This window comes from Massilia sp. Root133 (assembly GCF_001426525.1).
Taxonomy (GTDB): Bacteria; Pseudomonadota; Gammaproteobacteria; order Burkholderiales; family Burkholderiaceae_D; genus Telluria; species Telluria orientalis.
Map to the genome: position 1 here is coordinate 440,780 of NZ_LMEW01000035.1, position 25,909 is coordinate 466,688.

General features: G+C 65.6%; 23 protein-coding genes. 18 read left to right on the forward strand and 5 right to left on the reverse strand.

Features of this window, described 5'->3' with window-relative positions; all coding sequences use genetic code 11:
- The first annotated feature begins 93 nt into the window (after positions 1-93).
- The 7 genes from accD to ASD28_RS28720 all read left to right on the forward strand — a co-directional run bounded on the left by accD (position 94) and on the right by ASD28_RS28720 (position 7,564).
- Positions 94-966 carry an acetyl-CoA carboxylase, carboxyltransferase subunit beta gene (gene accD / locus ASD28_RS28690; protein WP_056136719.1) on the forward strand — a complete coding sequence of 291 codons (873 nt, stop codon included), beginning with the start codon at positions 94-96 and terminating at the stop codon, positions 964-966.
- A 68-nt stretch (positions 967-1,034) separates the two neighbouring features.
- Positions 1,035-2,333: a bifunctional tetrahydrofolate synthase/dihydrofolate synthase gene (gene folC, locus ASD28_RS28695; protein WP_056136721.1), complete on the forward strand. Its 1,299-nt coding sequence runs from the start codon at positions 1,035-1,037 to the stop codon at positions 2,331-2,333.
- 11 nt (positions 2,334-2,344) lie between these two features.
- A complete protein-coding gene (locus ASD28_RS28700) occupies positions 2,345-3,349 on the forward strand; it encodes an SPOR domain-containing protein (RefSeq protein ID WP_056136723.1) in 1,005 nt (334 codons plus the stop codon).
- A gap of 13 nt (positions 3,350-3,362) precedes the next feature.
- Positions 3,363-3,851 (forward strand): CvpA family protein, encoded by a 489-nt coding sequence (locus tag ASD28_RS28705; RefSeq protein ID WP_056136726.1) that lies wholly within the window; start codon positions 3,363-3,365, stop codon positions 3,849-3,851.
- A 40-nt stretch (positions 3,852-3,891) separates the two neighbouring features.
- Positions 3,892-5,415 (forward strand): amidophosphoribosyltransferase, encoded by a 1,524-nt coding sequence (gene purF / locus ASD28_RS28710; protein ID WP_056136727.1) that lies wholly within the window; start codon positions 3,892-3,894, stop codon positions 5,413-5,415.
- 66 nt (positions 5,416-5,481) lie between these two features.
- Positions 5,482-6,723 carry a cystathionine gamma-synthase family protein gene (locus ASD28_RS28715; RefSeq protein WP_056136730.1) on the forward strand — a complete coding sequence of 414 codons (1,242 nt, stop codon included), beginning with the start codon at positions 5,482-5,484 and terminating at the stop codon, positions 6,721-6,723.
- A 52-nt stretch (positions 6,724-6,775) separates the two neighbouring features.
- The gene (locus ASD28_RS28720) at positions 6,776-7,564 is read left to right on the forward strand and encodes a tetratricopeptide repeat protein (protein ID WP_200948785.1); all 789 of its coding nucleotides are present in this window, start codon (positions 6,776-6,778) and stop codon (positions 7,562-7,564) included.
- Positions 7,565-7,580: 16 nt separating this feature from the next.
- Here ASD28_RS28720 and ASD28_RS28725 read toward each other — a convergent pair whose 3' ends face one another.
- Positions 7,581-8,105 (reverse strand): hypothetical protein, encoded by a 525-nt coding sequence (locus ASD28_RS28725; protein WP_156403739.1) that lies wholly within the window; start codon positions 8,103-8,105, stop codon positions 7,581-7,583.
- Positions 8,106-8,197: 92 nt separating this feature from the next.
- Between ASD28_RS28725 and ASD28_RS28730 the strand changes: the two genes are divergently transcribed.
- Entirely contained in the window at positions 8,198-8,833 is a 636-nt protein-coding gene (locus ASD28_RS28730) for a hypothetical protein (protein WP_056136734.1), read from the forward strand.
- A 55-nt stretch (positions 8,834-8,888) separates the two neighbouring features.
- On the opposite strand, the gene lexA is transcribed toward ASD28_RS28730, so the two are convergent.
- Positions 8,889-9,551, reverse strand: coding sequence for a transcriptional repressor LexA (gene lexA, locus ASD28_RS28735; protein WP_056136736.1), 663 nt, complete (start codon positions 9,549-9,551; stop codon positions 8,889-8,891).
- A gap of 291 nt (positions 9,552-9,842) precedes the next feature.
- Between lexA and rpsF the strand changes: the two genes are divergently transcribed.
- The 8 genes from rpsF to ASD28_RS28775 all read left to right on the forward strand — a co-directional run bounded on the left by rpsF (position 9,843) and on the right by ASD28_RS28775 (position 18,025).
- Positions 9,843-10,226 (forward strand): 30S ribosomal protein S6, encoded by a 384-nt coding sequence (rpsF, locus tag ASD28_RS28740; protein ID WP_056136738.1) that lies wholly within the window; start codon positions 9,843-9,845, stop codon positions 10,224-10,226.
- 23 nt (positions 10,227-10,249) lie between these two features.
- Entirely contained in the window at positions 10,250-10,540 is a 291-nt protein-coding gene (gene priB / locus ASD28_RS28745) for a primosomal replication protein N (protein WP_056136740.1), read from the forward strand.
- Between the two features lie 38 nt (positions 10,541-10,578).
- Positions 10,579-10,869 (forward strand): 30S ribosomal protein S18, encoded by a 291-nt coding sequence (rpsR, locus tag ASD28_RS28750; protein WP_020656854.1) that lies wholly within the window; start codon positions 10,579-10,581, stop codon positions 10,867-10,869.
- 46 nt (positions 10,870-10,915) lie between these two features.
- A complete protein-coding gene (rplI, locus tag ASD28_RS28755; RefSeq protein ID WP_056136742.1) occupies positions 10,916-11,368 on the forward strand; it encodes a 50S ribosomal protein L9 in 453 nt (150 codons plus the stop codon).
- Positions 11,369-11,550: 182 nt separating this feature from the next.
- Positions 11,551-12,936, forward strand: coding sequence for a replicative DNA helicase (locus ASD28_RS28760; RefSeq protein WP_056136924.1), 1,386 nt, complete (start codon positions 11,551-11,553; stop codon positions 12,934-12,936).
- A 96-nt stretch (positions 12,937-13,032) separates the two neighbouring features.
- A complete protein-coding gene (locus ASD28_RS28765) occupies positions 13,033-13,659 on the forward strand; it encodes a DUF47 domain-containing protein (protein ID WP_056136743.1) in 627 nt (208 codons plus the stop codon).
- A 22-nt stretch (positions 13,660-13,681) separates the two neighbouring features.
- Complete coding sequence (locus tag ASD28_RS28770) at positions 13,682-14,692, forward strand: inorganic phosphate transporter (protein ID WP_056136745.1); 1,011 nt, start codon at positions 13,682-13,684, stop codon at positions 14,690-14,692.
- A gap of 237 nt (positions 14,693-14,929) precedes the next feature.
- Positions 14,930-18,025, forward strand: a complete 3,096-nt coding sequence (locus tag ASD28_RS28775; RefSeq protein WP_229412069.1) for an alpha-1,6-glucosidase domain-containing protein — start codon at positions 14,930-14,932, stop codon at positions 18,023-18,025.
- Between the two features lie 65 nt (positions 18,026-18,090).
- Here ASD28_RS28775 and ASD28_RS28780 read toward each other — a convergent pair whose 3' ends face one another.
- From ASD28_RS28780 to ASD28_RS28790, 3 genes are read right to left on the reverse strand one after another with little or no spacing between them, the layout of a single operon-like run.
- Positions 18,091-18,339, reverse strand: a complete 249-nt coding sequence (locus ASD28_RS28780) for a hypothetical protein (protein WP_056136749.1) — start codon at positions 18,337-18,339, stop codon at positions 18,091-18,093.
- Positions 18,340-18,375: 36 nt separating this feature from the next.
- On the reverse strand, positions 18,376-20,757 hold the full coding sequence (locus tag ASD28_RS28785) for an ATPase, T2SS/T4P/T4SS family (protein WP_082577195.1): 2,382 nt from the start codon (positions 20,755-20,757) through the stop codon (positions 18,376-18,378).
- Positions 20,757-21,659: an MBL fold metallo-hydrolase gene (locus ASD28_RS28790; RefSeq protein ID WP_056136751.1), complete on the reverse strand. Its 903-nt coding sequence runs from the start codon at positions 21,657-21,659 to the stop codon at positions 20,757-20,759. Before ASD28_RS28790 ends, ASD28_RS28785 begins: the two co-directional genes overlap by 1 nt.
- A gap of 210 nt (positions 21,660-21,869) precedes the next feature.
- Between ASD28_RS28790 and ASD28_RS28795 the strand changes: the two genes are divergently transcribed.
- Both ASD28_RS28795 and ASD28_RS28800 read left to right on the forward strand, forming a co-directional pair.
- Positions 21,870-23,489 carry an HD family phosphohydrolase gene (locus tag ASD28_RS28795; protein ID WP_056136753.1) on the forward strand — a complete coding sequence of 540 codons (1,620 nt, stop codon included), beginning with the start codon at positions 21,870-21,872 and terminating at the stop codon, positions 23,487-23,489.
- Entirely contained in the window at positions 23,486-25,714 is a 2,229-nt protein-coding gene (locus ASD28_RS28800) for an adenylate/guanylate cyclase domain-containing protein (protein ID WP_229412436.1), read from the forward strand. Before ASD28_RS28795 ends, ASD28_RS28800 begins: the two co-directional genes overlap by 4 nt.
- The last annotated feature ends 195 nt before the right edge of the window (positions 25,715-25,909 follow it).

Here is a 25,909-nt window from a genome sequence, read left to right on the forward strand (position 1 = left end):
TAAGAAGGCAAGTAATTAACGGCAAGAATTCGACAAGCCTGATGCGAACGGCTACACTACGCCCAATTCCAGAATTGCCGCAAAGGAGAGAACATGAGTTGGTTGGAAAAGCTGCTGCCCCCCCGGATCCAGCGCTCCGATGCCGCCAAACGCCAGACCATGCCCGAAGGCCTGTGGGTCAAGTGCCCGTCGTGCGAGTCGGTCCTGTACCGCGCCGACCTGGAGTCGAACCTGCATGTCTGCCCGAAATGCAGCCACCACATGCGCATCCGCGCCCGCGAGCGCCTCGACGCGCTGCTCGACGAGGGCGGCCGCTACGAGATCGGCCAGGACGTGCTGCCGGTCGATACCCTCAAGTTCAAAGACAGCAAGAAATATCCTGATCGTCTGAAGGACGCGATGGAAGCCACCGGCGAGACCGATTCGATGGTCGTGCAGGGCGGTTCGATCATGAGCCTGCCGGTCGTGGTCGCCTGCTTCGCCTATGAATTCATGGCCGGCACGATGGGTTCCGTGAACGGCGAGCGCTTCGTGCGCGGCGCCCAGGTGGCGCTCGAGCAGAAGGTGCCGTTCATCTGCATTACCGCCAGCGGCGGCGCGCGCATGCAGGAAGGCCTGCTGTCGTTGATGCAGATGGCCAAGACCACGTCGATGCTGACCAAGCTGGCCGAGAAAAAACTGCCGTTCATCAGCGTGCTGACCGACCCGACGACGGGCGGCGTGTCCGCTTCGTTCGCGTTCATGGGCGACGTCGTCATCGCCGAACCGAAGGCCCTGATCGGCTTCGCAGGTCCGCGCGTGATCGAGAACACGGTGCGTGAAAAACTGCCGGAAGGCTTCCAGCGTTCCGAGTTCCTGCTGCAAAAAGGCGCCATCGACATGATCGTCGACCGCCGCAAGATGCGCGAAGAAATCGCGCAACTGCTCGCCCTGCTGCAAAGCCAGCCGGCCGACGTCATCGCCTGATTCGCTGTCACCGCGCGGCCGGCTGCTTGTGCAAAGCAGCCGGCCGCGCGCATTCCGGAAGCCATCCCATGCCTAACCTGCCGACTACCTTGCCCGACTGGCTGGCGCTGCTCGAGTCGCGCCATGCCGAAACCCACATCGACATGGGCCTGGACCGTGTGCGCGCCGTCAAGGAGCGCGTGGGCCTCGCCTTTTCCTGCCCCGTGATCATGGTCGCGGGCACCAACGGCAAGGGCTCGACCTGCGCCATGCTGGAAGCCATCCTGCTGCAGAGCGGCTACAAAGTCGGCCTGTACATCAAGCCGCACTTCCTCGACTTCAACGAGCGCGCCCGCATCAACGGCGACATGGCCAGCGACGACAAGCTCATCGCCGCCTTCAACGACGTCGAGGCGCGCCGCGGCGACATCGACCTCACGTATTTCGAATTCACGACGCTCGCGATCATGCACCTGCTGTCGACGTCCGGCGTCGACGTGGCGATCCTGGAAGTGGGCCTCGGCGGCCGCCTGGATGCCGTGAACGTGATCGATGCGGACGTGTCCATCGTCACGAGCATCGACATCGACCACAAGGATTATCTCGGCGACACGCGCGAAGAGATCGGCTTCGAGAAGGCCGGCATCTTCCGTCCCGGGAAGCCCGCGATCTGCAGCGATCCGCAGCCGCCGCAAGCGCTGATCAAGCATGCGGAAGACATCGGTGCCGACCTGTGGCTGCTGGGCCGCGATTTCAACTACCAGGGCGACAAGCAGCAGTGGGCCTACGGCGGCCGCACGCAGCGCCGCAATTCGCTCGCGTATCCGGCGCTGCGCGGTGCCAACCAGCTGCTGAACGCATCGGCCGCGCTGGCCGCGCTGGAAGCGCTGCGCAACGTGCTGCCGGTCGGCGCGCAGGAAACGCGCGCGGGCCTCGCGATGGTCGAATTGCCGGGTCGCTTCCAGGTGCTGGCGGGCCGTCCGACGACGATCCTCGACGTCGCGCACAACCCGCACGCGGCCGCGACGCTCGCCCAGAACCTGGGCAATATGGGGTTCCACCGTTTCACGTACGCCGTGTTCGGCATCATGCAGGACAAGGACATCGACGCCGTCATCGCCCACCTGGCGCCGACCATCGACCACTGGTGCGTGACGGCGCTGCCGTCGCCCCGGTCGGCCGACCCGGCCGTGCTGGCCGAGAAGCTGCAGGCATTGAAGCCGAGTGGTGCGAAAGACGACGAATTCTCGGTCAAAACGTTCGCGAATCCGGCCGATGCATTCGCAGATGCAACAAGCCGGGCCGGACAGGATGATAGAATAGTGGTCTTTGGCTCGTTCTATACCGTGGCTGGCGTGATGGCAGCCCGTAAATCCTCTCTTCATTGACGTGACACCGCATGGGCTTGTTCTCCCGTAAAAGCAAGCAGGACCGCCTCACCGAGGACAGTGGCCGCTTCTACAGCAAGGACGACGACGCCGCGATTGGCGAGCGCGCCCGCGCCAAACGCGCCAGCAATGCCGGTGGCGGCGCATCGCGCCGTCCCGGTGCCGACCCCATGCTCCCCGAAAAGAAGCGCGCCCGGCGCCGCCTCGTCGGCGCCATCGCGCTGGCGCTCGCGGCCGCCGTCGGCCTGCCGATGCTCCTCGATTCCGAGCCCAAGCCGCTCGCCGGCGACATCGCGATCCAGATTCCCGCGAAAGACAAGGCCGCGCCGCTGCCCGTGCCGGCCGCCGACAAGGCCGTGTCCGCCGCGGACAGCGTCGACAAGGGCGAGGAAGTGGTCGACGCACCGCCGCCCGCGCCCGCCGCGAAGGCCCCGGCCGCCGTCGCCGCCGCCAGGCCGGAGAGCGCCGCGACGCAGCCGCCGGCCGTGATCGCGCCGAAACCGGAGCCGAAGGTCGAGCACAAGCCCGAACACAAGGAAACGCCCGCGGCCGAGCACAAGGATGCGAAGGCCGAGGCGCGCCTCGCCGAGAAGGAAAAGGCGGAACGCGCGAAGGCCGAGCACGACCGGGCCGAGCACGAGAAGGCGGAGCGCCTCGCGCGTGAAGCCCGCGACAAGGCCAAGGCCAAAGCCGAGGACAAGCCCGTGAAGCCGAAGGACGACGCGGCGCGCGCCATGGCCATCCTGGAAGGCAAGCCGGCGGAGAAGGACAAACCGGCCGAGGCCTCGTCGCAGCGCTTCGTGCTGCAGGTGGCCGCGCTGTCGAGCCAGGAAAAGGCGGCGGAAGTGCAAGCGAAGCTGCGCGAAGCGGGCATCTCGTCGTACACGCAGAAGACGTCCACCCCCTCCGGCGAACTGATCCGCGTTAGAGTCGGCCCCCTGAACAAGGAAGACGCCGAGAAAGTACGCGCCAAGCTGGGCCGCCTGGGCTTGTCCGGCGCCATGACCCCGGTCTGATTCGATTGAAGCCGTGACGATTTTCGACTACGTGGTGTTGTTCATCCTGATCTCGTCGGTCGTCATCAGCACCATGCGCGGCCTGGTGAAGGAAATCCTGTCGCTGGTCGGCTGGGTGGCGGCCTTCATCGTGGCCAACGCCTTCGGCGCGAAACTGGCACCCATGCTACCATCCGTGATTCCGGGCGAAGCCTTGCGGCTGATCGTTGCCTTCATTGCACTGTTCCTCGGCGTGCGCGTGCTGATGGGCCTGCTGGCCCTTGCGATCAGCGCCCTGATCGAGGCCTCCGGCCTGTCCCTGGCCGACCGCGGACTCGGCGGCCTGTTCGGATTGGGCCGGGGTATTGTGATCGTGCTGGCCGGCGTCATATTGTGCGGGATGACATCCATCCCCCAACAGGCTTTCTGGAAAGACGCGCTGTTCTCGCCCATGGCGGAAACCGGAGCGCGCACAGTCAAACCTTTCTTGCCCGCTGCCTTCGCGCAGCACGTGCAGTTTTGAAACACCCTTTTGTCTAGCTGTCCAAGTTTAGGAGCACACCATGTGTGGCATCGTCGGCGTCGTCTCGCAAGCCCCCGTCAACCAGCTGTTATATGATGCGTTGCTGCTGTTGCAGCACCGCGGTCAGGACGCAGCGGGGATTGCAACCAATCACAGCAGCATGTTCTCGATGTACAAGGCCAACGGCCTCGTGCGAGACGTCTTCCGCACGCGTAACATGCGTTCGCTGCAAGGCAATTCCGGCATTGGCCACTGCCGCTACCCGACCGCCGGCTCGTCCAGCGAAGAGGAAGCGCAGCCGTTCTACGTGAATGCCCCGTTCGGCATCACCCTCGCGCACAACGGTAACCTCACGAACCAGGAACAACTGAAGGAAGAGCTGTTCCGCATCGACCGCCGCCACGTCAACACGAACTCCGACTCGGAAGTCCTGCTGAACGTGCTGGCCCACGAGATCGCCACGGCCGCCGACGGCTACTCGCTCGATCCGGACGCCGTGTTCAAGGCCGTCGCGCACGTGCACCGCCGCGTGCGCGGCGCGTACGCCGTCATCGCCCAGATCGCCGGCCACGGCCTGCTCGCGTTCCGCGACCCGTTCGGCATCCGCCCGCTGTGCCTCGGCATCAACGAGACGGAGAACGGCCCCGAATACCTCGTCGCCAGCGAATCCGTCGCGCTGGAAGGCCTGGGCTTCCGCTTCGTGCGCGACATCGCGCCGGGCGAAGCCGTCTGGGTCGACGCCGACCGCCAGCTGCACACCCGCCAGTGCGCCGAGAATCCGTCGCTGAATCCGTGCGCGTTCGAATACGTCTACCTGGCCCGCCCGGACTCCGTGATCGACGGCGCCTCCGTGTACGCCACCCGACTGCGCATGGGCGAATACCTGGCCGAGAAGATCCGCAAGGAGATTCCGGTCGAAGAGATCGACGTCGTGATGCCGATTCCGGATTCGTCGCGTCCGGCCGCCATCCAGCTCGCGCTGAAACTGGGCGTCGAATACCGCGAAGGCTTCATCAAGAACCGCTACGTCGGCCGCACGTTCATCATGCCGGGCCAGGCGATGCGCAAGAAGTCGGTGCGCCAGAAGCTGAACGCGATCCCGTCCGAATTCAAGGACAAGAACGTGCTGCTCGTCGACGACTCCATCGTGCGCGGCACGACGAGCCGCGAGATCGTGCAGATGGCGCGCGAATCGGGCGCCCGCAAGGTGTTCTTCGCGTCCGCCGCGCCGCCGGTCCTGTACCCGAACGTGTACGGCATCGACATGCCGACGCGCGACGAGCTGATCGCCCATGGCCGCACCGTCGAGGAAGTGTGCCGCGAGATCACGGCCGACCGCCTCGTCTACCAGGACCTCGATGCGCTGAAGAAGTCGATCTCCGACGTCAACCCGGCCCTGACGAACGTGGAAGCGTCGTGCTTCGACGGCGTCTACGTCACGGGCGACGTCACGCCGGCCTACCTCGACCAGCTGGAGCACGCGCGCCACAAGTCGTCCGGTAAATCGTCGGAAGACATCGTGCGTACGCAACTGAACCTGAACCCGCCCGTCGCGGCGGAATAACGCGTATTCCGTAGGGCGGGCACCCGGTGCCCGCCTGGCGTATCGCGGCCCATCATTCAAAAGACCATGAGCGACAAACCCAACTACGGCTTCACCACCACCATCCTGCACAACGATCGCAGGAAGTCGATCGAACACAACTCGCTGCACAAGCCGATCCACACATCGGTCGCGTTCGGCTACACGGATGCGCGCCAGCTCGCGTCCGTCTTCCAGGGCAAGGAACCGGGCTTCCGCTACGGCCGCCAGGGCAACCCGACCGTCAGCGCGCTGGAAGACAAGATCAGCAAGATGGAAGACGGCGTCGCGTCGCTGTGCTTCGGCACCGGCATGGCTGCCATCGGCGCGCTCGCGCAGGCACTGCTGCGCGCCGGCGACCACGTCGTGTCGTCCTCGTTCCTGTTCGGGAATACCAACAGCCTGTGGAACACGGTGGCCGCGCAGGGCACGGAAGTGTCGTTCGTGGACGCGACCGACGTCGCGAACGTGGAAGCCGCGCTGAAGCCGAACACGCGTCTCGTGTTCGTCGAGACCATCGCCAACCCGCGCACGCAGATCGCGGACCTGGCCCGCATCGGCGCACTGTGCCGCGCGCGCGGCATCCTGTACGTCGTCGACAACACGATGACGACGCCCTACCTGTTCCGTCCGAAGGCGGTCGGCGCGGGCCTCGTCGTGAACGCGCTGACGAAGTCGATCGGCGGCCACGGCATGGCGCTGGGCGGCGCGCTGACGGACACCGGCGTGTTCGACTGGAGCGCCTATCCGAACATCGCCGACAACTTCCGCCGCCAGCCGTCCGCCGCGCAGGGCATGGCCCAGCTGCGCGCGAAAGCGCTGCGCGACTTCGGCGCATCGCTGGCGCCGGAAGCGGCCCACCACATCGCGGTCGGCGCCGAAACGCTCGCGCTGCGCATGGAGCGCACGTGCGCGAACGCCCTGGCATTGGCCCGCATGCTCGAGGCCGATGATCGCGTCGCCGCCGTCCACTATCCTGGCCTGGAATCGCATCCGCAGCACAAGCTGGCGTCCGAACAGTTCCGCGCGTACGGCTCGCTGTTCAGTTTCGAGCTGAAGGAAGGCATCGACTGCTTCGATTACCTGAACCGCCTGAAGGTGGCGATTCCCGCGTCGAACCTGGGCGACACGCGCACGCTCGTCATCCCGGTCGCGCACACGATCTTCTTCGAGATGGGCGCCGAGCGCCGCGCCAGCATGGGCATCGCGGAATCGCTGATCCGCGTGTCGGTGGGTATCGAGGATACGGCCGACCTGCTGGCCGATTTCGGTAACGCGCTGAACGGTTGAGCCCGGGCGACGCTGCGGTTATGATCGACTTGTTGCCATTCATCTATTCGCCATGAAGACTGTCCTGTTCTGTGCCGCATTGCTGTGCGGCGGTGTCGCGCTGGCTGCCGAGCCCGCAGCAAAAAAAGGTGCTGCGCCGAAGCCGGTCGCCGCCGCCCCGTCCGCCAACGTCGCCGCCGAGCTCGCTGAAGCGGACGCGCTGTTCGCCAAGAAATCGTATCCGGACGCGCTGGCGAAATACACGAAGCTGGCGAACGCCGGCAACTTGATGGCCCAGCAGCACCTGGGTGAAATGTATTTCTACGGCGAGGCCGGCAGCGTCGACATGGACAAGGCCGCGCAATGGTTCCAGAAGGCGGCCGCCAAGGGCAATGCCGTCGCCATCGCATCGCTCGAGCTGATGAAGCAGCGCGAGGCCCGGCGCGCCGACCTCGACTACTGGATCGTGAAATACGACGGTTCCGACGTGCGCACCAACGACTACCGCTGCCCGGCGCCGCGCTTCCCGACCATGTCCAAGGTCAACGAGGAAATCGATTACTACAGCGGCAAGATGAAGGATTGGGAAGCGTGCCACAACCGTTGGGTGAAGCAGTTGAACGCCTCCCTGCCGCTGACGAAACGCATCCCGGAAGACATCGCGAAGCTGATGACGAAGGACGAGACGGAGAAGGCGAACGTGCACCTGAAGGAGGTGGGTGATCGCCTGGCGGAAGACACCAAGGTGGCCGGCCGGATGATCGTGGCGGACTTCGACGCCTGGCGCGCAGGCACGGAAGCCTACGTCAAGGAGCACAACGAGATGGTCAAGAACGCGCCGCCGCCGGATAACGACAAGTAAGCGTCGGTGAGGCGCGCTAGCGCGGACATGTGGTGTTCATGGGCGCGCTGCCGTTTGCCGGGTAGGTGCGGCAGAATACGCCCACCGGCGTGACGATGCGGTACACGCGCGCGTTGCCGTCGGCTGCCGTCGTGATGTCTTCGATGCGCGCAGACCGGAACCAGCTGCCGCCTGCCGCGTGAGCGGCGTCGAACCGGCGGTCGATTTCATCCTGTGCGCGCGAGCGGAAGCGTTGCGGCGCGCCGGGTGCGTGGTTCAGTTCGCGGGCAATCACGGCCGCATCGCGCGTGGCGGCCGCCAGCACGTCCATGCGCCCCGGAGGGCGCACGTCCGTCGGCGCGGCAGGCGCGGGGTCGGGCTGCGGCTCGGTGGCGGCTTGCGGCGGCGCGTCATCGTGGCCGGGAAAACGTGGCAGGGCAACGGACGTCGTCTGGACCAGGCCCAGCCACAGCAGGTGCGCCGCGCCGGATACCAGCACGGCAAGTGCCAGCCTTCCGTGCGCACGGGCGCCGGGCAGTTGGATGCTGGGGGAGGGCGGCACAAGACTCCTTCGTGGTACGGCGCCGCAAGCCGACGCACCAGGATCATATCTAAAAAATATCGTTGTTTTCTCACCAAAAGTCGCTTCGGCATATGCTCATCATCACCATCAAACAAGGCAAGGAAAAAAGCCTGCTGTCCGGCGACCCGTGGATTTATTTGTCCGCCGTCGAGAAGATCGAGGGACGGCCCCAGGAGCGCGGCAAGCCCGGCGTCACTGCAATCGTGCAGTCGTCGGCACGCCAGTTTCTGGCGCGCGCGGCCTACAACGCGAAGTCGCAGATCGCGGCCCGCGTCTGGACGCTGCGCGAGGACGAACCCGTCGATCACGCCATGATGAAACGGCGCGTGCAGGCCGCGGTCGCGCGGCGCGCCGTGGCCGTGCGCGGCGCCGATCCGCAAGCCCTGGTCATGGTGATCGATGGCGAAAAAGACGGCCTGCCGGGGCTGCTGGTGCACAGCTATGGCGGGACCGGCGGTTACCTGGTGTGCCAGTTCAATGCGGCCGGCGTCGACGCGTGGAAAGTGACCATCGTGCAGGCGCTGATCGCGGCGACGGGTTGCGCCAACGTATTCGAGCGGAGCGACGAGCTGTTGCGCAAAGGAGAGGGGCTGCCTGTCATCTGGCGCGCCCTGGCCGGCGACGAGCCGCCGCAGCGCCTTATGGTACGTGACGGCAGCCGGCTGCTGCCGACGGATATCCGTACCGGTTTCGTCTATCCGCGCTGAGAGCAGGATAAAACGACAAGGCCCGCATGACGCGGGCCCGTGTGCAAGCGGAAGGTCAGTGCCAGGACCGCAGCAGTCCGACGGCCAGGCCTTCCAGCGCGAACTCGTCGGCCTGCGGGTCGACGGTAATCACGGAAAAGTCCGGGTTTTCCGGCAGCAGTTCGATCGTGGAACCGGTCTTGCGGTAGCGCTTGACCGTCACTTCGTCGCCGATGCGGGCGACGACGATCTGGCCGTTTTTCGCGCTGTCGACCTTCTTGACGGCGAGGAAGTCGCCGTCGCAGATGCCGGCGTCGCGCATCGACCAGCCCTTGACCTTCAGCAGGAAGTCGGGCTTGCTCGAGAACATGGCCGGGTCGACGGAGTAGGTCGCTTCGACGTGTTCCTGGGCGAGGATGGGCGAGCCCGCAGCGACGCGGCCGACGAGCGGCAGCGACATCAGGTTCGGCGGAATCGGCGGCACGAAGGCCGGTACCGCGGCCGCAGTCGCCTTGGATTCGACGGACTGGCCGACGAGGCGGATACCGCGCGAGGTACCCGGGGAAATTTCGATCGCGCCCTTACGGGCCAGGGCCTGCAGGTGTTCCTCGGCGGCATTGGCCGAGCGGAAGCCAAGCTCCTGGGCGATTTCGGCGCGAGTCGGCGGGAAGCCAGTGTTGTCGATGGCTTCCTTGATCAGGTTGAGGATCTGTTCTTGCCGTGCGGTGAGCTTAAGCATGTTCGTCTTCGTTGGTACGGGGTCAGACTGTATTTTTGTACAGTATTGCGCCACGCGCAAGGGGATTTCAAAGTTTTTTTGCGGTGCGGTACGCAGCGCACGTCCACAACTCTTTGCGCTGCGGTACGCGGCGCACGTCCACGACTCTTTGCGTTGCGGCACGCAGCGCACCTGCAAGCGGTACCTATTGAGCACTTGACGGTCTTGCTGTTATAATGTTGGGCTTTCCCTTCCCACACTCGTCTTGACGCCGAGGTGGGCATTTGTTTAAACGTCCTTAAGGAGTGTTTCATGCGTCATTATGAAATCGTGTTTATCGTCCACCCGGACCAGAGCGAGCAGGTCCCGGCGATGATCGAACGCTACAAGGCTACGGTCACCTCGCGCGGCGGCAACATCCACCGCGTCGAAGATTGGGGCCGTCGTCAAATGGCTTACCAGATCCAGAAGCTGCCGAAGGCACACTACATCTGCCTGAACATCGAGTGCGACAACGAGACCCTGGTCGAGCTGGAAACCGCATTCAAATTCAATGATGCCGTGCTGCGTCACCTGACCGTGAAGATGAAGAAAGCTGAAACCGCACCGTCGCCGATGATGAAGTCGGTCCAGCGCGAAGACGCAGCCAAGAGCCACCGCGCCGAGCAGGCCGCCGCTCCGGCCGCCGCAGCCTAATCTCGCGGGAGCAACAAGCTGTAGTGAACGAGCTGTCCCTGGTCGCGAGCATCCTGGAACGCGACGTCCTGCGCTACACACCGGCCGGCATCCCCATCGTGGGCGGCATCCTGCAACACGGATCGACGCAGACGGAAGCGAGGCTGGACAGGCAGGTCGAATTCGAGATTCCCGCGGTTGCCGCGGGCGAGATTTCGGGACGATTTGCCAATGCCGAGTTGGGCGCGATGTACCGCTTCACGGGATTCTTGGCCAGGAAAAGCCGTCACAGCAAAAGCTTGGTGTTTCACATCATTGATTTCAGTGCCGCGTAAATGCGGGCACGTTTATAGATAGATACAGGAGCCTCAAAATGGCATTCGGTAAAAAGTTCGACAAAAACAAAGCTAAGCTCAAAGAGAAGCGCAAACAGCAGAACCCGCTGTTCAAGCGCAAGAAGTTCTGCCGCTTCACCGCTGCAGGCGTGGAACAGGTTGACTACAAAGACGTCGACACCCTGAAGGATTTCGTCCAGGAAAACGGCAAGATCATGCCGGCACGCCTGACCGGCACCAAGGCTCACTACCAGCGTCAAGTGGACACCGCCATCAAGCGCGCCCGTTACCTGGCTCTGCTGCCGTACACCGACCTGCACAACGCTTAATCGTCGGTTACGACATCGAAGCATAGTCAGATTACTGGAGAATAAAATGCAAGTTATCCTGCTGGAAAAAGTCGTCAACGTCGGCAACCTGGGCGACGTCGTCAAGGTCAAGGATGGTTACGCTCGTAACTTCCTGATCCCGCAAAAAATGGCCCGTCGTGCAACGCAAGCTGCCGTGGCTGAATTCGAAGTCAAGCGCGCCGAACTGGAAAAAGCAGCTGCCGAGAAACTGGCTGCCGCTCAAGGCCAGGGCGACAAGCTGAACGGCATGACCGTCACGATCGCCCAGAAAGCCGGCGTCGACGGCCGTCTGTTCGGTTCCGTGACCAACTTCGACATCGCTGAAGCCCTGACCAAGCAAGGTTTCGCCGTCGAAAAGGCACAAGTGCGCATGCCGACCGGTCCGCTGAAGACCACCGGCGAGCACCCGGTGTCGGTCGCTCTGCACACCGACGTCGTGGTGGAAATCACCATCGCTGTCGTGGGCGAAGCCGCCTAAGCAGAGTTTCAGGTAATACCGTCGTCCCCGCGCAGGCGGGGGGCCAAGTTGCGACTTCGGATGCATAGCTTGGGTCCCCGCCTCCGCGGGGACGAATTATTTTTGCGACAGCAAAAATAATTCGTTTTTGGAAACTCACCAATGATTTCAGCGCCTGATCGGGAACGGGTATAATGCCGGCCATGAACACCCCAGCAGACCCGCAGATCGAGTCGCTCCGCATCCCCCCGCATTCCATCGAAGCAGAACAGTCCGTCATCGGCGGCCTGCTGCGCGATAACGCGGCGTGGGACCGCATTGCCGACTTCATGCATGCGGAGGATTTTTACCGCTACGACCACCGGATCATCTTCGAACAGATGGTCCGCCTGATCAATGCCGGCAAGCCTGCCGACGTGATCACCGTGTACGAGGCGCTCGTCCAGCTCGGCAAGGCCGAGGACGTCGGCGGCCTGCAGTACCTGAATGCGATGGCGCAGAACACGCCATCCGCCGCCAACATCCGCCGTTATGCCGAGATCGTCCGCGATCGCGGCGTGCTGCGCCAGCTCATCACCGTTGCCGACGAAGTGTCCGGCAAGGCATTCAATCCGCAAGGCGCCGAGGTCAAGCAGATCCTCGACGAGGCGGAATCGCGTATCTTCGCGATCGCCGAGCAGGGCGCCCGCGGCGCCCAGGGCTGGCTGCCCGTTCAGCCGCTGCTGACCCAGGTGGTCGAGCGCGTGGACGAGCTGTACAGCCGCGACAACCAGGGCGAGATCACCGGCGTCCCGACGGGCTTCACCGATCTCGACAAGATGACGTCCGGGCTGCAGCCGGGCGACCTCGTCATCGTCGCCGGCCGTCCGTCGATGGGCAAGACCGCGTTCTCCGTCAACATCGGCGAAAGCGTGGCGGTCGACGCCGGACTGCCGGTCGCGATCTTCTCGATGGAGATGGGCGGCGTGCAGCTGGCGATGCGTATGCTCGGCTCCATCGGCCAGCTCGACCAGCACCGCCTGCGTACCGGCAAGCTGCTGGACGAGGACTGGCCGCGCCTGACGCACGCGATCCAGAAGATGAACGATGCGCAGATCTTCATCGACGAGACGCCGGCGCTGAACCCGATCGAGATGCGCGCCCGCGCGCGCCGCCTGGCCCGCCAGTGCGGCAAGCTGGGCCTGATCATCGTCGACTACCTGCAGCTGATGCAGGGTTCCAAGCCGGGCGACAACCGCGCGTCCGAAATCTCGGAGATCTCGCGTAGCCTGAAGGGCCTGGCGAAGGAACTGGGATGCCCGGTGATCGCGCTGTCCCAGCTGAACCGCTCGCTGGAACAGCGCCCCAACAAGCGTCCCGTGATGTCCGACCTGCGCGAATCGGGCGCTATCGAACAGGATGCGGACGTGATCATCTTCCTGTATCGTGACGAAGTTTACAACCCGGACTCGCCCGACAAAGGCACTGCCGAGATCATTATCGGCAAACAGCGTAACGGCCCGATCGGCGCCATTCGCGTGACCTGGATGGGCATGTACACCAAGTTCGGCAATTACACCGGCAACCTGGCTGTGTACCAGGGCGATTAAGCCGGCGGCAGTCAAGGATCGCGGCGCCCGGTCCACCCTGGAACGGGCGCCGCGACTTTCAAAGAAGTCCCAAGAGATTTACCCAACGGAGAACCTATGTTTGGACGCCTGATGCCCACGGAGGGCAAATTTTTCGACCTGTTCAACCAGCACGCCGCGTTGTGCGTGAAGGGTGCACAAGAGATGGTCGGCCTGATGACCAACTTCGACGACCTGGAAAACCGCACGCACGCCGTGGAGAGCATCGAAAAACAGGCGGACAAGGTCACGTACCAATGCGTGGACCTGCTGCACAAGACGTTCATCACGCCGCTCGACCGCGACGACATCCACAAGCTGATCACCCGCATGGACGACATCCTCGACATGATGGAGGACGCCGCCCAGACCATCTCGCTGTACGACCTGCACGCCGTCACGCCGGAAGCGAAGCGCCTGGCCGAGCTGTGCCTGGCATGCTGCGAAAAGGTCCAGCAGGCCGTCGGCATGCTGCACAACATGGACAACGCCCAGAAGATGGTCGCCATCTGCGAAGAGATCGACCGCCTGGAATCGGACGCCGACCACGTGATGCGCGCCGCCATGTCCAAGCTGTTCCGCGACGAGCCGGACGTGCGCAACCTGATCAAGATGAAGGCCATCTACGAAATCCTCGAGACCGTGACCGACCGCTGCGAAGACGTTGCCAACATCATCGAAGGCATCATCGTCGAGAACGCGTAACGACCGGAACAACAAAAACAACATGGACTCTCTACATATCAGCATTTATGTGCTGGGCCTGCTCGTCTTTTTAGCGCTGGTCTTCGACTTCATGAACGGCTTCCACGACGCCGCCAACGCGATCGCGACGGTGGTGTCGACGGGCGTGCTGCGTCCGCAGACGGCCGTCGCGATGTCCGCGATGTTCAACTTCGTCGCCATCTTCACCGTCGGCCTGCACGTGGCGTCAACGGTGGGCAAGGGCACCGTCGACCCGCACATCGTCGACCACTACGTCGTGTTCGGAGCGCTCGTCGGCGCGATCATCTGGAACATCATCACGTGGTACTACGGCATTCCGTCGTCGTCCTCGCACGCCCTGATCGGCGGCCTGGTGGGCGCGGCCGTCGCCAAGAGCGGTACCGGCGCGCTGGTCGGCGGCGGCCTGCTCAAGACCGTGCAATGGATCATCCTGTCGCCGCTGCTGGGCTTCATCCTCGGTTCGCTCGTGATGCTGGCCGTGTCGTGGATCTTCGTGCGCACCCCGCCGCGCAAGGTCGACACGTGGTTCCGCCGCCTGCAGCTGTTCTCGGCCGCGGCGTACAGTCTGGGCCACGGCGGCAACGACGCGCAGAAGACCATCGGCATCATCTGGATGCTGCTGATCGTGGCCGGCGTCTCCAAGGCCGGCGATGCCACGCCCCCGCTGTGGGTCATCATCTCCTGCTATACGGCGATCTCGATGGGCACGCTGTTCGGCGGCTGGCGCATCGTGCGCACGATGGGCCAGAAGATCACCAAGCTCAAGCCGGTCGGCGGCTTCTGCGCGGAATCGGGTGGCGCCATCACGCTGTTCATCGCCAGCGCGATCGGCGTGCCGGTGTCGACGACGCACACCATCACGGGCGCCATCGTCGGCGTCGGCTCGGCGCAGAAGGCGTCGGCCGTGCGCTGGGGCGTGGCCGGTAACATCGTATGGGCCTGGATCTTCACCATCCCCGCGTCGGCGTTCATGGCGGCGATCGCGTGGTGGGTCGGCACCCACATCCTGTAAGCGCACCGCGCCGTCATCCACAAGCAGCCTCCAGGCTGCTTTTTTATTTCCCAAAACCGGGGTCAGAGCCCGGGTTTGGGCAATTTCCAAAAATCGGGCTCTGACCCCGGTTTTCTTTTCATTTTTACTAACGACGTAGTAATATTACATGCGATCGTCGGCCAGCGTTGCCGTCCGGGCCACGCCCGTCGGTCAGAATAAGAATGAAGAGGGGACAATATGATATTGAGAAGTAGTTTGACTTCATGGTTGGGGCTCGCCGCGGCCGCCTGCGCCAGCCTGCTGCTGGCCGGTTGCGGCGCCGGCGGTTCCGGCCAGCAGGCCACCCAGTCCGGCACGCGGTTGCTGGCGGCCAGCGCCACCACGGCCACACCCGTCGCGCCGGGCAGCATCCGCATGCACTTCCACCGCGTCCAGAACGACACGGCCCAGTGGGGCGTATATTCGTGGGATGGTCCGCAGCATCCCAGTTCGGCGTGGATCACCGACCGCTTCATGTTCACGGGCACCGACGGTTTTGGCGGCTACGTCGATATTCCGGTGGCAGCGGGCAAGAGCGCGATCTGGTTCCTCGTCACCGACGGCAACGGCAGCAAGAATTGCGGCGCCGACCAGCACGCCGACTTGAATGCCGACGTCGCCACGAAGGGCCAGGAAGCCTGGATGCTCGAAGGCGACTGCGCGGTCTACGCCACCCAGCCCGCGCTCAGCTTCGGCAATCTCGCCTTCGCCAACGCCCAGTGGCTCACCAGCACGACGCTGGCCTGGCCGGGCGTGCCCACCGACGGCACCTATAAACTGTTCCATGCCGCGAACGGCGGTCTCGCGGCGAGCGAAGGCGGTCCCGTGGGCCTCAGCGGCGCGGAGGTCGCCTTCGACCTCACCGTGTCCGCGCTGCCGGACGCCATTCGCCAGAAATATCCGCACCTGGCCGGCGCGACCGGCCTGCGCCTGAAGGACGCCGATGCGGCCAGGATCGCATCGCTGGTCAGCGGCCAGTTCGCCATCGCCCAGTACGACGGTGCCGGCAACCTCGTGCAGGTGACGTCGCTGCAGACGGCCGGCCTGCTGGACGATCTGTACGCGGCGCAGGCGGTGCAGGCCCAACTGGGCGTGACGTTCGACCGCAGCGGCCGCGCGACGTTCCGCGTGTGGGCGCCGACGGCGAAATCCGTCGCGCTGAACCTGTACGCGAGCGCCAACGCGGCGACCGCGACGACCGTCCCGATGACGCGCGACGCGGCCAGCGGCGTGTGGAGCGCCACGTCGAACGATCCGACGCTCGCCAACCGCGCCTACTACACGTACACCGTGCAGGTGCTGTCGCGCTGGGCCGACAACAAGATCGTGACGAACACCGTGACCGATCCGTATTCGCTGAGCCTGTCCGCGAACAGCGCGCGCAGCTTCGTCGCGAACCTCGACAGCCCGCAACTGAAGCCGGCCGGCTGGGACGACCAGCGCATTCCGAAACTGGACGCGCCCACCGACATCGCGCTGTACGAGCTGCACATCCGCGACTTCTCCGCGTCCGACGCCACCGTGCCGGCCGCCCACCGCGGCAAATACCTGGCCTTCACGGACGGCGACGCCAACGGCATGCGTCACCTGAAATCGCTGCAGAAGGCGGGCATGACGCACGTGCACCTGATGCCGAGTTTCGACATCGCCAGCGTCGACGAAAAAGGCTGCGTCACCCCGGCCATTCCGAACGCGGGCGCGGATTCGACCGCGCAGCAGGCCGCAGTCGCCGCCGTGGCGGATACGGACTGCTTCAACTGGGGCTACGACCCGGTCCACTACAATACGCCGGAAGGCAGCTATGCGACGAATGCCGACGACGGCGCCGTGCGCGTGCGCGAGTTCCGCGCGATGGTGCAGGCGCTGCACGAGACCGGCCTGCGCGTGACGATGGACGTCGTGTACAACCACACGAGCCAGTCGCAGCAAGGTCCGCTGTCGGTCCTCGACCGCATCGTGCCGACCTATTACTACCGCCTCGCCAACGATGGCCACATCCTGAACGACAGCTGCTGCGCCGACACCGCGCAGGAAAACGCGATGATGGGCAAGCTGATCATCGATTCCGTGTCGCTGTGGGCGCGCCAGTACAAGGTCGACAGCTTCCGCTTCGACATCATGGGCCTGTCGCCGCTGGATCTCGTCAAGCGCCTGCAGGTCAGCGTCAACCAGGCCGCGGGCCGCGACATCTACCTGTACGGCGAAGCGTGGAACTTCGGCGCCGTCGGCAACGACGCCCGCTTCGTGCAGGCGCGCCAGGCCAACATGGCGGGCACCGGCATCGGTTCGTTCAACGACCGCATGCGCGACACGGTGCGCGGCGGCGGTTGCTGCGACGGCGGCCAGGCGCTGGTCAAGGAGCAGGGCTTCATCAACGGCGTCTACACCGACCCGAACGCACTGTCGACGCAGACCCGCGACGATGCGCTGCGCCTCGCGGACCTCGTGCGCGTCGCGCTGTCCGGCACGTTGCGCGACTACCGCTTCACGGACCGCTTCGGCAACGAGCGCACGAACGCGCAAATCGATTACTTCGGCCAGCAGGCCGGCTTCGCGGCGAGTCCGGCCGAGACGATCAACTACATCGAGGCGCACGACAACCAGACGCTGTTCGACATCAACGCGTTCCGCCTGCCGCAAGCGACCTCGCTGTCCGACCGCGTGCGCGTGCAGACGCTCGGTGCCGCGATCAACGTGCTGGCGCAAGGCATCCCGTTCTTCCACGCCGGCCAGGAAATCCTGCGCTCGAAATCGCTCGACCGCGACAGCTACAACGCCGGCGACTGGTTCAACAAGCTGGATTACAGCTACGCGTCGAATAACTTCGGCGTCGGCCTGCCGATGGCGGGGCAGAACCAGGACAACTGGTCCTTGATGGCGCCCATCCTCGCCAACCCGCTGATCAAGCCGGACACGCGCGCGATCCTCGCCGCGAAGAACGCGTTCGAAGACTTCCTCGCGATCCGCGCGGACAGCACGCTGTTCCGCATGCGCACGGCGCAGGACGTGATCGACCGCCTGAAGTTCTACAACGTGGGACCGAACCAGGTGCCGGGACTCGTCGCGCTGAGCATCGATGGTGCGCGCTATCCGGGCGCCCGGTACAAGGCGGTCGTCGTCGTGTTCAACGTGGACAAGATCCCGAAGACGATCGCGATCCCGGAACTGAAGGGCCGCAAGCTGCAGCTGCATCGCATCCAGCGCAACGGCAGCGACGACGTCGTGAAGGCCTCCACCTTCGTGCCCGGCGTCGGCATCTTCGCGATCCCGGCGCGCACGGCGGCGGTGTTCGTACAGAACGCGAACGACTGACCGGGGTGCAATGAAAAAGGGCCGGGGATGCGATCTCCGGCCCGTGTGCCATGGCGTGTTGCGATTCAGGGCTTGCCGGCTGCCCAGTTGTTGGTGCCGCTGCCGTTGGTGCGGTCGTTCTCGAGCGCCTGCTTGTCGACGATCGTCAGGTTGTCCGTGCGGCTCGGCGCCTTGCGCGGGATGAGGGTGCCGGTCGGCGTGTAGCTCGAATCGAGGTAGGTGTTGCCACCTTGCGCCGGTTTGGCGCCGTCGGCGGCGCAGCCGGACAGCAGGATGGCGGTGGCCGCCAGGATCGGCGGAACGATGCGGTTCATTACGTTACTCTCCTGTAGTGAGTTGCGGTTGGCAGGTCATTTGATGCAGACGGCACGCACCATCTTGATGTCGGTGACGCCGCCCAGGATCTTCTCGATGCCGTCCATTTTCAGGGTCAGCATCCCGTCCTCCAGCGCGGCCGCGAGCAGGTCGGCCACGCGTGCGTGCTCGGTCAGCAGGCGCTTGATACGCTCGCTGCCCAGCATCAGTTCATGCAGGCCGACGCGCCCGCGGTATCCCTTGTTGCACTCGGCGCAGCCCACGGCGCGGTACAGCGTGAAGTGCCCGGAAGCGTCGCCGTGGCGCTGGCGCCAGCCGGCCAGCACGGCCGCGCGCGCGGCCTGCGGGTCCGTCTTGTACGAGGACTGGCCGCGCAGCTCTTCGCAGTACTCGTCGAGCAACGCCTCCACCTCGGCGTCGTCCGGGCGGTAGGGCTGGCGGCACGCGGTGCACAGGCGGCGTGCGAGGCGCTGCGCCAGGATGCCCAGCAGGGCGTCGGCGAAATTGAATGGGTCCATGCCCATGTCGAGCAGGCGCACGACCGATTCCGGCGCGCTGTTCGTGTGCAGGGTCGAGAACACGAGGTGGCCCGTCAGCGAGGCCTCGATGCCCGTGCTGACCGTCTCGCGGTCACGCATCTCGCCGACCATGATCACGTCCGGATCGGCGCGCAGGAAAGCGCGCATGACGGTGGCGAAGTCGAGGCCCGTCTTGCGGTTGACCTGCACCTGGCGCAGGCCCTTCTGGGTGATCTCGACCGGGTCCTCGGCGGTCCAGATCTTGGTCTCCGGCGTGTTCAGGTGCGCGAGGATCGAGTGCAGCGTCGTCGTCTTGCCCGAGCCGGTCGGCCCGCACACGAAGAACAGGCCGTACGGCTTGGCGACGGCGGCCTTCAGGCGCGCCAGGTTGTGCGGCAGGATGCCCAGGCTGTCGAGCGGGATCGGTTCGCCGGCCTGCAGGATGCGCATCACGACGTCCTCGACGCCGCCGCTGGACGGGATCGTCGCCACGCGCAGTTCGATGTCGAGCGGACCGTATTTGCGGAAGCGGATCTTGCCGTCCTGCGGCTTGCGCCGCTCGGAGATGTCGAGGTCGCACATGATTTTTACGCGCGCGACGAGGGCGTTGCGGTAGCTGGCCGGGATCTCGATGTACGGAACGAGCACGCCGTCCTTGCGGAAGCGGATGCCCGTCTTGCCGCGGCCCGGCTGCGGTTCGATGTGGATGTCGGACGCGCCCTGGCGGTGCGCGTCGACGATGATCCGGTTCAGCAGCTTCACCAGTTCGTTCTCGACGGCGGCCGAGACCTCGGTGCTGCCGCCCTCGGTCTCCTCGTCCGGATCGCCTTCCTCGTCGAGGTGCGACAGCAGTTCGCCCACGCTCGTGTCGTCGGCCACCGCCCCGCCGAAGAACTGGGCCACCGTCTGGCGCAGGTCGTGGCGGGTCGTCACGCGCCATGCGATGCGCGCGCGGCCGAACACCTGCGCGGCGATGTGGCTGGCGGCCACGCGCTCCGGGTCCAGCGCCATCAGCACGAGGCCGTCGGGACCATCTTCCAGCGGCAGCCAGCCGTGTTCGAGCGCGTACTGCGGCTTCAGGTTGCGCAGCAGCTCGACGGGCTTCACGCGCTCGGCGCGGAACGCTTCGTAGGGCAGGCCGCAGTACGCCGACAGCGCCTCGCCGATCTGGCCCGGCTTCAGGTGGAAGTCGGACAGCAGCACGTCCTCGATGTCGGCATCGCGCTCGCGCGCGAGGCGCGTGGCCAGTTCCAGTTCCTGCACGGCGAGGACCGCGCGCGTTACGAGGGCATCGTAGCGGCCGCGCGGCAGCGGGGCGCGCAGGCGCTGGCTGAACGCGACGGCCAGGGTGTCGCACAACTGCTTCACGCCGTCGAGGCACAGCTGGGGGAAGGGGCCGCCGGCGCGGTGGTTGATGAACTGGATGACGCCGAGCAGCGCACCGCCCGCGTCGATCAGCGGCGCCACCAGCATCTCGCGCGTGCGGTAGCCCGTGCGCTGGTCGACGCCGCGCTGGAAACGCAGCGTGGGCGCCAGGCGGCGCAGCTCGGCCTCGTCGTAGACGTCGGCGATGTTGACGGTCGCGCGCGCCAGCGCCGCGAAGCCGGCGATGGAGCCGGGACCGATCGGCAGCTGCAGGTGGCGGATTTCGGACAGGCCGGTCTTGACCTTGGCGACGAGGGCGTCCTGCGCCGGCGTCACGGCGTACAGGGTAAAGCGGTCGGCATCGAACAGGTCGCAGAAGTCCTGGCCCAGGTCGAGCATGATCTGGTCCAGGTTGGCGGTGGCGTGGATCCTCGTGGTGATCGCCTGCAGGCGGCGCTGGAAGTCGAGGCGCCGCGCCGTGTCGTCGGGCGCGCGCCGGTCTCCCTTGCGCTGTTCCACGAAGTCCCCGCTCATCAGAGCTCCACTTCCAGGCCTTCGAAAGCCAGCGTCACGGCGAGGCCGTTCAACCGGTCCCGCCAGCGCGCGACGGCCTGCGCGAACACCGCTTCCAGCTCGTCGTCCGAGCGGGTCGGCTCGTGGTGGGTGCAATACAGGCTGCGCGCGCCGACCTTCAGCGCCAGCGCGATGGCGCCGTCGAACGTGCCGTGGCCCCAGCCCTGCTTGGCGGGATATTCCTCGAACGTGTACGAACAGTCGGCGACGAGTGCGTCGACGCCTTCCATGGCGCGCTCGATCTCCCGCTCGCGCCGCTCGATCTCGCGCTGGGCCGCGTCGTAGGCCGCGCTGCCGGGCGCGTGCGGGTTGAAGAACGCTTCGTGGTCGCCCGTGAAGAACATGGCGCGGCCGTTGCATTCGACGCGGTAGCCGAGGTTCGTCACGGGGTGGTTCATCACGACGTTGTGCACGACCACGTCGCCCACGGCGTGCGGCACGCCGATGTCCAGGGTCCGGTAATCGATGGTGGCGTCCATCCGTTCCTCGCTGACGGGGAAGTAGCTGTTCTGCAGCTGCACACCCATCACATGCTCGATGCCCTGGCCGGTGACGGGATCGTGGGCGCCGTGCAGGCAGACCCGCGTGCCCTTCACGAACAGCGGCGTGAAGAAGGGCAGGCCGTGGATGTGGTCCCAATGGCTGTGCGTGATGAAGATGTTGGCGCGCACGGGCGCGCCGTCTTCCGCGCGCCGGCGCATCAGGTCCTGGGCGAGCGCGTAGATCCCGGTGCCGGCGTCCAGCACCACGAGGGTGCCGTCGTCGCCGCGCACCTCGATGCACGTGGTGTTGCCGCCGTAGCGCACGGTACGCGGCCCGGGGGACGGGATCGATCCGCGTACTCCCCAGAATCTGAATTTCATTGGGACTCCCCTTGCTGTGCAGCCTCGTCGTCTGCTCTGTTTTTTGTCGCGGCCAGGCCAGCACCGTTGCAATATATGTCAGATCATAACGTTTATTTGTAACTGATTATCTGGAATTTGCAATTATGCATCGGTTGGTGTACAGCAGGGCGTAATGACGTTACACTGTGGTAGAATTTCACAGCGGCAACTAATGTGGCGATACATCACATGCAAGAGCTCACCCCGGCCAATATCGTGGAGCGCCTCGACCTGCTCACGGAGGTCAGCGTCGCCCTCGGCGACGGCCATGACATCGGCACCTTCCTCGACCGCATCCTGAAGGTCGCCAAGAGCATGACGCATGCGGACGGCGGCACGCTGTACCGCCCGAGCAGCGACGAGCGCAGCCTGTGCTTCCACATCTCGCTGAACGACACGCTGGACCTCTACCAGGGCGGCGCCAGTGGTGTGTCCATCGACCTGCCGCCGATTCCCCTGTACGACCAGCACGGCAACAAGAACCTCGCGTCGGTGGCGGCCTATGCGGCCAACTTCCACCAGTCCGTGAACATCGCCGACGTCTACAAGGCCGACGTCTTCAACTTCTCGGGCATGCGTTCGTTCGACCAGACGTTCGGCTACCGGTCCAAGTCGATCCTGACGGTGCCGATGACGAACCACGAGGGCGAACTGCTCGGCGTGCTCCAGCTGATCAACGCGAAGGACCGGGACACCGGCGAGATCGGCGCATTCTCCGACACCGACCAGCGCTTCATCGAGGCGCTGGCGGCGCAGGCGGCCGTCGCGCTCACGAACCAGCAGCTCGTCGTGCAGATGGAACAGCTGCTGGAAGCCCTCGTCAACCTGATCAACATCGGCATCGACGAAAAATCGCCGTACACGGGCCGCCATTGCCAGTTCGTGCCGGAGCTGACGATGATGCTGGCCGAGGCCGTGCACGAGACGCCCCTCGGGCCGATGGCGTCGTTCCGCATGAGCGACCGCGACCGCCGCGAACTGTGGCTGGCCGGCCTGCTGCACGACTGCGGCAAGATCACGACGCCGGTCCACGTCGTCGACAAGGCGACGAAGCTGGAAACGATCTTCGACCGCATCCACATGATCGACACGCGCTTCGAGGTGCTGCTGCGCGACGCCGAGATCCGCGCGCTGAAGGCGCAATGCCAGCCCGGGGCGAACCGCGCCGCGATCGCCGACCGCCTCGCGTCCGAGCAGGCGCGCCTGCGCGCGGACCGCGACTTCCTGCGCCAGGCGAACATCGGCGGCGAAGGCATGTCGCCGGACGACCAGGAGCGCGTGCGCCGCATCGCCGCGGTCCGCTGGACGGGGCCGGACGGCCAGGAACGGGACTTCCTCGACGAGGACGAAGTACGCAACCTGACCGTGCGCTTTGGTACACTCAACGACGATGAACGCAAGATCATCAACAACCACATCGTCGTGACGATCCGCATGCTCGAATCCCTGCCCTGGCCGAAGCACCTCAAGAACGTCCCGGAATACGCCGGCGGCCACCACGAGCGCATGGACGGCAAGGGCTATCCGCGCGGCCTCACGCGCGAGCAGATGTCCGTGCAGGCGCGCGTGATGGCCATCGCCGACATCTTCGAGGCCCTGACGGCGCGCGACCGCCCGTACAAGAAGGGCAAGTCGCTGTCCGAATCGCTGCATATCCTGGGCAAGTTCGCCCTCAACGGCCACATCGACCCGGACCTGTTCGACATCTTCGTGCGCCAGAAGGTGTACCTGAAATTCGCGCGCAAGAACCTGGATCCGTCGCAGATCGACCACGTCGACGAGGCGGCGATCCCGGGCTACACGCCGTGAAGCTGCTGCGCCGCTACGGCGCGCGCTGGGCACTGGGGCTGGCGCTCACGCTGGCCGCGCTGGCCTACGTGATGGGCATGTGGAGCAGCCACGCGATCGCGCGCCAGGACACCATCATCGGCGATGTGCGCATGCGCCTGGAGGCGCCCGTGCTCGATCCGCGCATCGTCATCGTCGACATCGACACGAAGAGCCTGGGCGAGGTCGGGCGTTTTCCCTGGAGCCGCAACGTGCTGGCGAAGCTCGTCGACCAGCTGGCCGGGCATTACGGCGCCGCCGCGATCGGCTTCGACATCTCCTTTCCCGAGCCGGACACGAGTTCCGGCTATGCGGTGCTGGACCGCCTGGCGGCGCACGAGCTGAAGGACGTTCCCGCGCTGCGCGCGCAACTGGCGCAGCTGCAACCGGCGCTCGACTACGACGGGCTGTTCGCGAAAGCGCTGCAAGGCCGGCCCGTCGTGCTGGGCTATAACCTGGCCGACGTGAAGCGGGGCGTGCTGCCGGCGCCCGCGTTCACGGCGGCCGACCTGCGGGGGCGCGAACTGGTCGCCTACGCGGCGGACGGCTACGAGGCCAACCTGGCGCGCCTGCAGGCGGCCGCGCGCGGCGCCGGCAGCTTCACGGTGATCTCCGACGACGACGGCATGGTGCGATCCAGTTCGCTGCTGCAGCAGATCGGCGACGGCTACTACCCGTCGCTGGCGCTGGCGACGGCCGCCGTGTACCTGGATGCCGGCAAGCTGACGCCGGACTTCGGCGAGTACGATGCGGACAGCGGCGCCGCCGACGCCATCCGCGTGGTGGGCACCCGCGGCAAGCGCCGCATCCCGGTCGGCCTGGGCCTGCTCACGGCCGTGCAGTTCCGCGGCACGGGCGGGCCGCAGGGCGGAGCGTTCCGCTACGTGTCGGCGGCGGACGTGCTGGCGGGACGGGTGGACCCGCGCGTGCTGAAGGGCGCGATCGTGCTGGTGGGGACGACGGCGCCCGGCCTGCAGGACTTGCGCGCCACGCCCGTCAACAAGGAGTACCCGGGCGTCGAGGTGCACGCCAACGTCATCAAGTCCATCCTCGACCAGCACTACAAGACGCATCCCGATTACGCCTCCGGCATCGAGTTCGCGCAGGTGATCGTCGTCGGGCTGGCGTTGTCGCTGCTGCTGCCGGCCCTCGCGCCGCTGGCGGCCGTGCTCACGTCCGGCTTCGCCTTCGCGGCCGTCGTGGGCCTCAACTGGTACGCCTACCGTGCGCTCGACTGGACGACCGACATGTTCATCTGCCTGTTGCTGGTGGCCGTGCTGTTCGTGCTGAACCTGGCGTGGGGCTGGTTCTTCGAGCACCGCAAGGGCCGCGCGCTCGTCTCGCGCTTCGGCGAATACGTGGCGCCGGAACTGGTCGCGCAGATGGCCGAGAATCCCGAAGCCTATACGATGGAAGGCGAAAGCCGCGAGCTGTCCGTGATGTTCGTCGACGTGCGCGGCTTCACGACGATCTCGGAAGGCCTGTCGCCGAAGGCGCTGCGCGAGTACATCAATCTCTATCTCACGGCGATGTCCGAGGACATCCGCGGCAGCCACCAGGGCACGCTCGACAAATACATCGGCGACGCCGTGATGGCCTTCTGGGGCGCGCCCGTCGCCTTCGCCGACCACGCGAGCCGCGCGGTGGCCACGTCGCTGCTGATGCAGGCCAGCGCGGCGCGCCTGAACGAGGATTTCCAGCGGCGCGGCTGGCCCCCGCTCGCGATCGGCATCGGCATCAACTCGGGCCTGATGCACGTGGGCGACATGGGTTCCGCGATCCGCCGCGCCTACACGGTGATGGGCGACGCGGTGAACCTGGGCTCGCGCCTGGAAGGCATCACGAAGGTGTACGGCGTCGGGATCGCGGTGGGCGAGGCGACGCGCCTGGCCGCCCCCGAATTCGTCTACCGCGAACTGGATCTCGTCCGTGTAAAAGGCAAGAACGAGCCGGTGGCGATCTTCGAACCGCTCGGCAAGCCGGCCGATCTCGATCCCGCCGTGCTGGACGAGCTGGCCGCGTGGGATGGGGCGCTGGCCAAGGTGCGCGCGCAGGACTGGGATGGCGCGCAAGGCGCGATCGCGGCGCTGCACGCGGCGCATCCGCAGCGCGCGCTCTACACCCTGTACCTGGAACGGATCGCGCACTGGCGTGCGGACCCGCCGGGGGCAGGGTGGGATGGCGTGACGACGTTCGAGACGAAATGACAGTGGCTCGTCGTTCCCGCGAAAGCGGGAACCTATGCTGGTCGGCCGAATCCCGTACCCTGGAAACGCAGCAAGTTCGATCGACAGACTGACTTCGGCGCCTCGGCATGGCCCCCCGCCTCCGCAGGGGCGACGTATCAAATGTATCGGTCGCACAACGCGGTATCCGGTATTCCCCCCATCCCGTGGGGAAGA

Coding starts and splice junctions, on each gene's coding strand:
- accD (WP_056136719.1), top strand. CDS start 94: ATGAGTTGGTTGGAAAAGCTGCTGCCCCCCCGGATCCAGCGCTCCGAT.
- folC (WP_056136721.1), top strand. CDS start 1,035: ATGCCTAACCTGCCGACTACCTTGCCCGACTGGCTGGCGCTGCTCGAG.
- ASD28_RS28700 (WP_056136723.1), top strand. CDS start 2,345: ATGGGCTTGTTCTCCCGTAAAAGCAAGCAGGACCGCCTCACCGAGGAC.
- purF (WP_056136727.1), top strand. CDS start 3,892: ATGTGTGGCATCGTCGGCGTCGTCTCGCAAGCCCCCGTCAACCAGCTG.
- ASD28_RS28715 (WP_056136730.1), top strand. CDS start 5,482: ATGAGCGACAAACCCAACTACGGCTTCACCACCACCATCCTGCACAAC.
- ASD28_RS28720 (WP_200948785.1), top strand. CDS start 6,776: ATGAAGACTGTCCTGTTCTGTGCCGCATTGCTGTGCGGCGGTGTCGCG.
- ASD28_RS28730 (WP_056136734.1), top strand. CDS start 8,198: ATGCTCATCATCACCATCAAACAAGGCAAGGAAAAAAGCCTGCTGTCC.
- lexA (WP_056136736.1), bottom strand. CDS start 9,551: ATGCTTAAGCTCACCGCACGGCAAGAACAGATCCTCAACCTGATCAAG.
- rpsF (WP_056136738.1), top strand. CDS start 9,843: ATGCGTCATTATGAAATCGTGTTTATCGTCCACCCGGACCAGAGCGAG.
- rpsR (WP_020656854.1), top strand. CDS start 10,579: ATGGCATTCGGTAAAAAGTTCGACAAAAACAAAGCTAAGCTCAAAGAG.
- rplI (WP_056136742.1), top strand. CDS start 10,916: ATGCAAGTTATCCTGCTGGAAAAAGTCGTCAACGTCGGCAACCTGGGC.
- ASD28_RS28760 (WP_056136924.1), top strand. CDS start 11,551: ATGAACACCCCAGCAGACCCGCAGATCGAGTCGCTCCGCATCCCCCCG.
- ASD28_RS28765 (WP_056136743.1), top strand. CDS start 13,033: ATGTTTGGACGCCTGATGCCCACGGAGGGCAAATTTTTCGACCTGTTC.
- ASD28_RS28770 (WP_056136745.1), top strand. CDS start 13,682: ATGGACTCTCTACATATCAGCATTTATGTGCTGGGCCTGCTCGTCTTT.
- ASD28_RS28780 (WP_056136749.1), bottom strand. CDS start 18,339: ATGAACCGCATCGTTCCGCCGATCCTGGCGGCCACCGCCATCCTGCTG.
- ASD28_RS28785 (WP_082577195.1), bottom strand. CDS start 20,757: ATGAGCGGGGACTTCGTGGAACAGCGCAAGGGAGACCGGCGCGCGCCC.
- ASD28_RS28790 (WP_056136751.1), bottom strand. CDS start 21,659: ATGAAATTCAGATTCTGGGGAGTACGCGGATCGATCCCGTCCCCCGGG.
- ASD28_RS28795 (WP_056136753.1), top strand. CDS start 21,870: ATGCAAGAGCTCACCCCGGCCAATATCGTGGAGCGCCTCGACCTGCTC.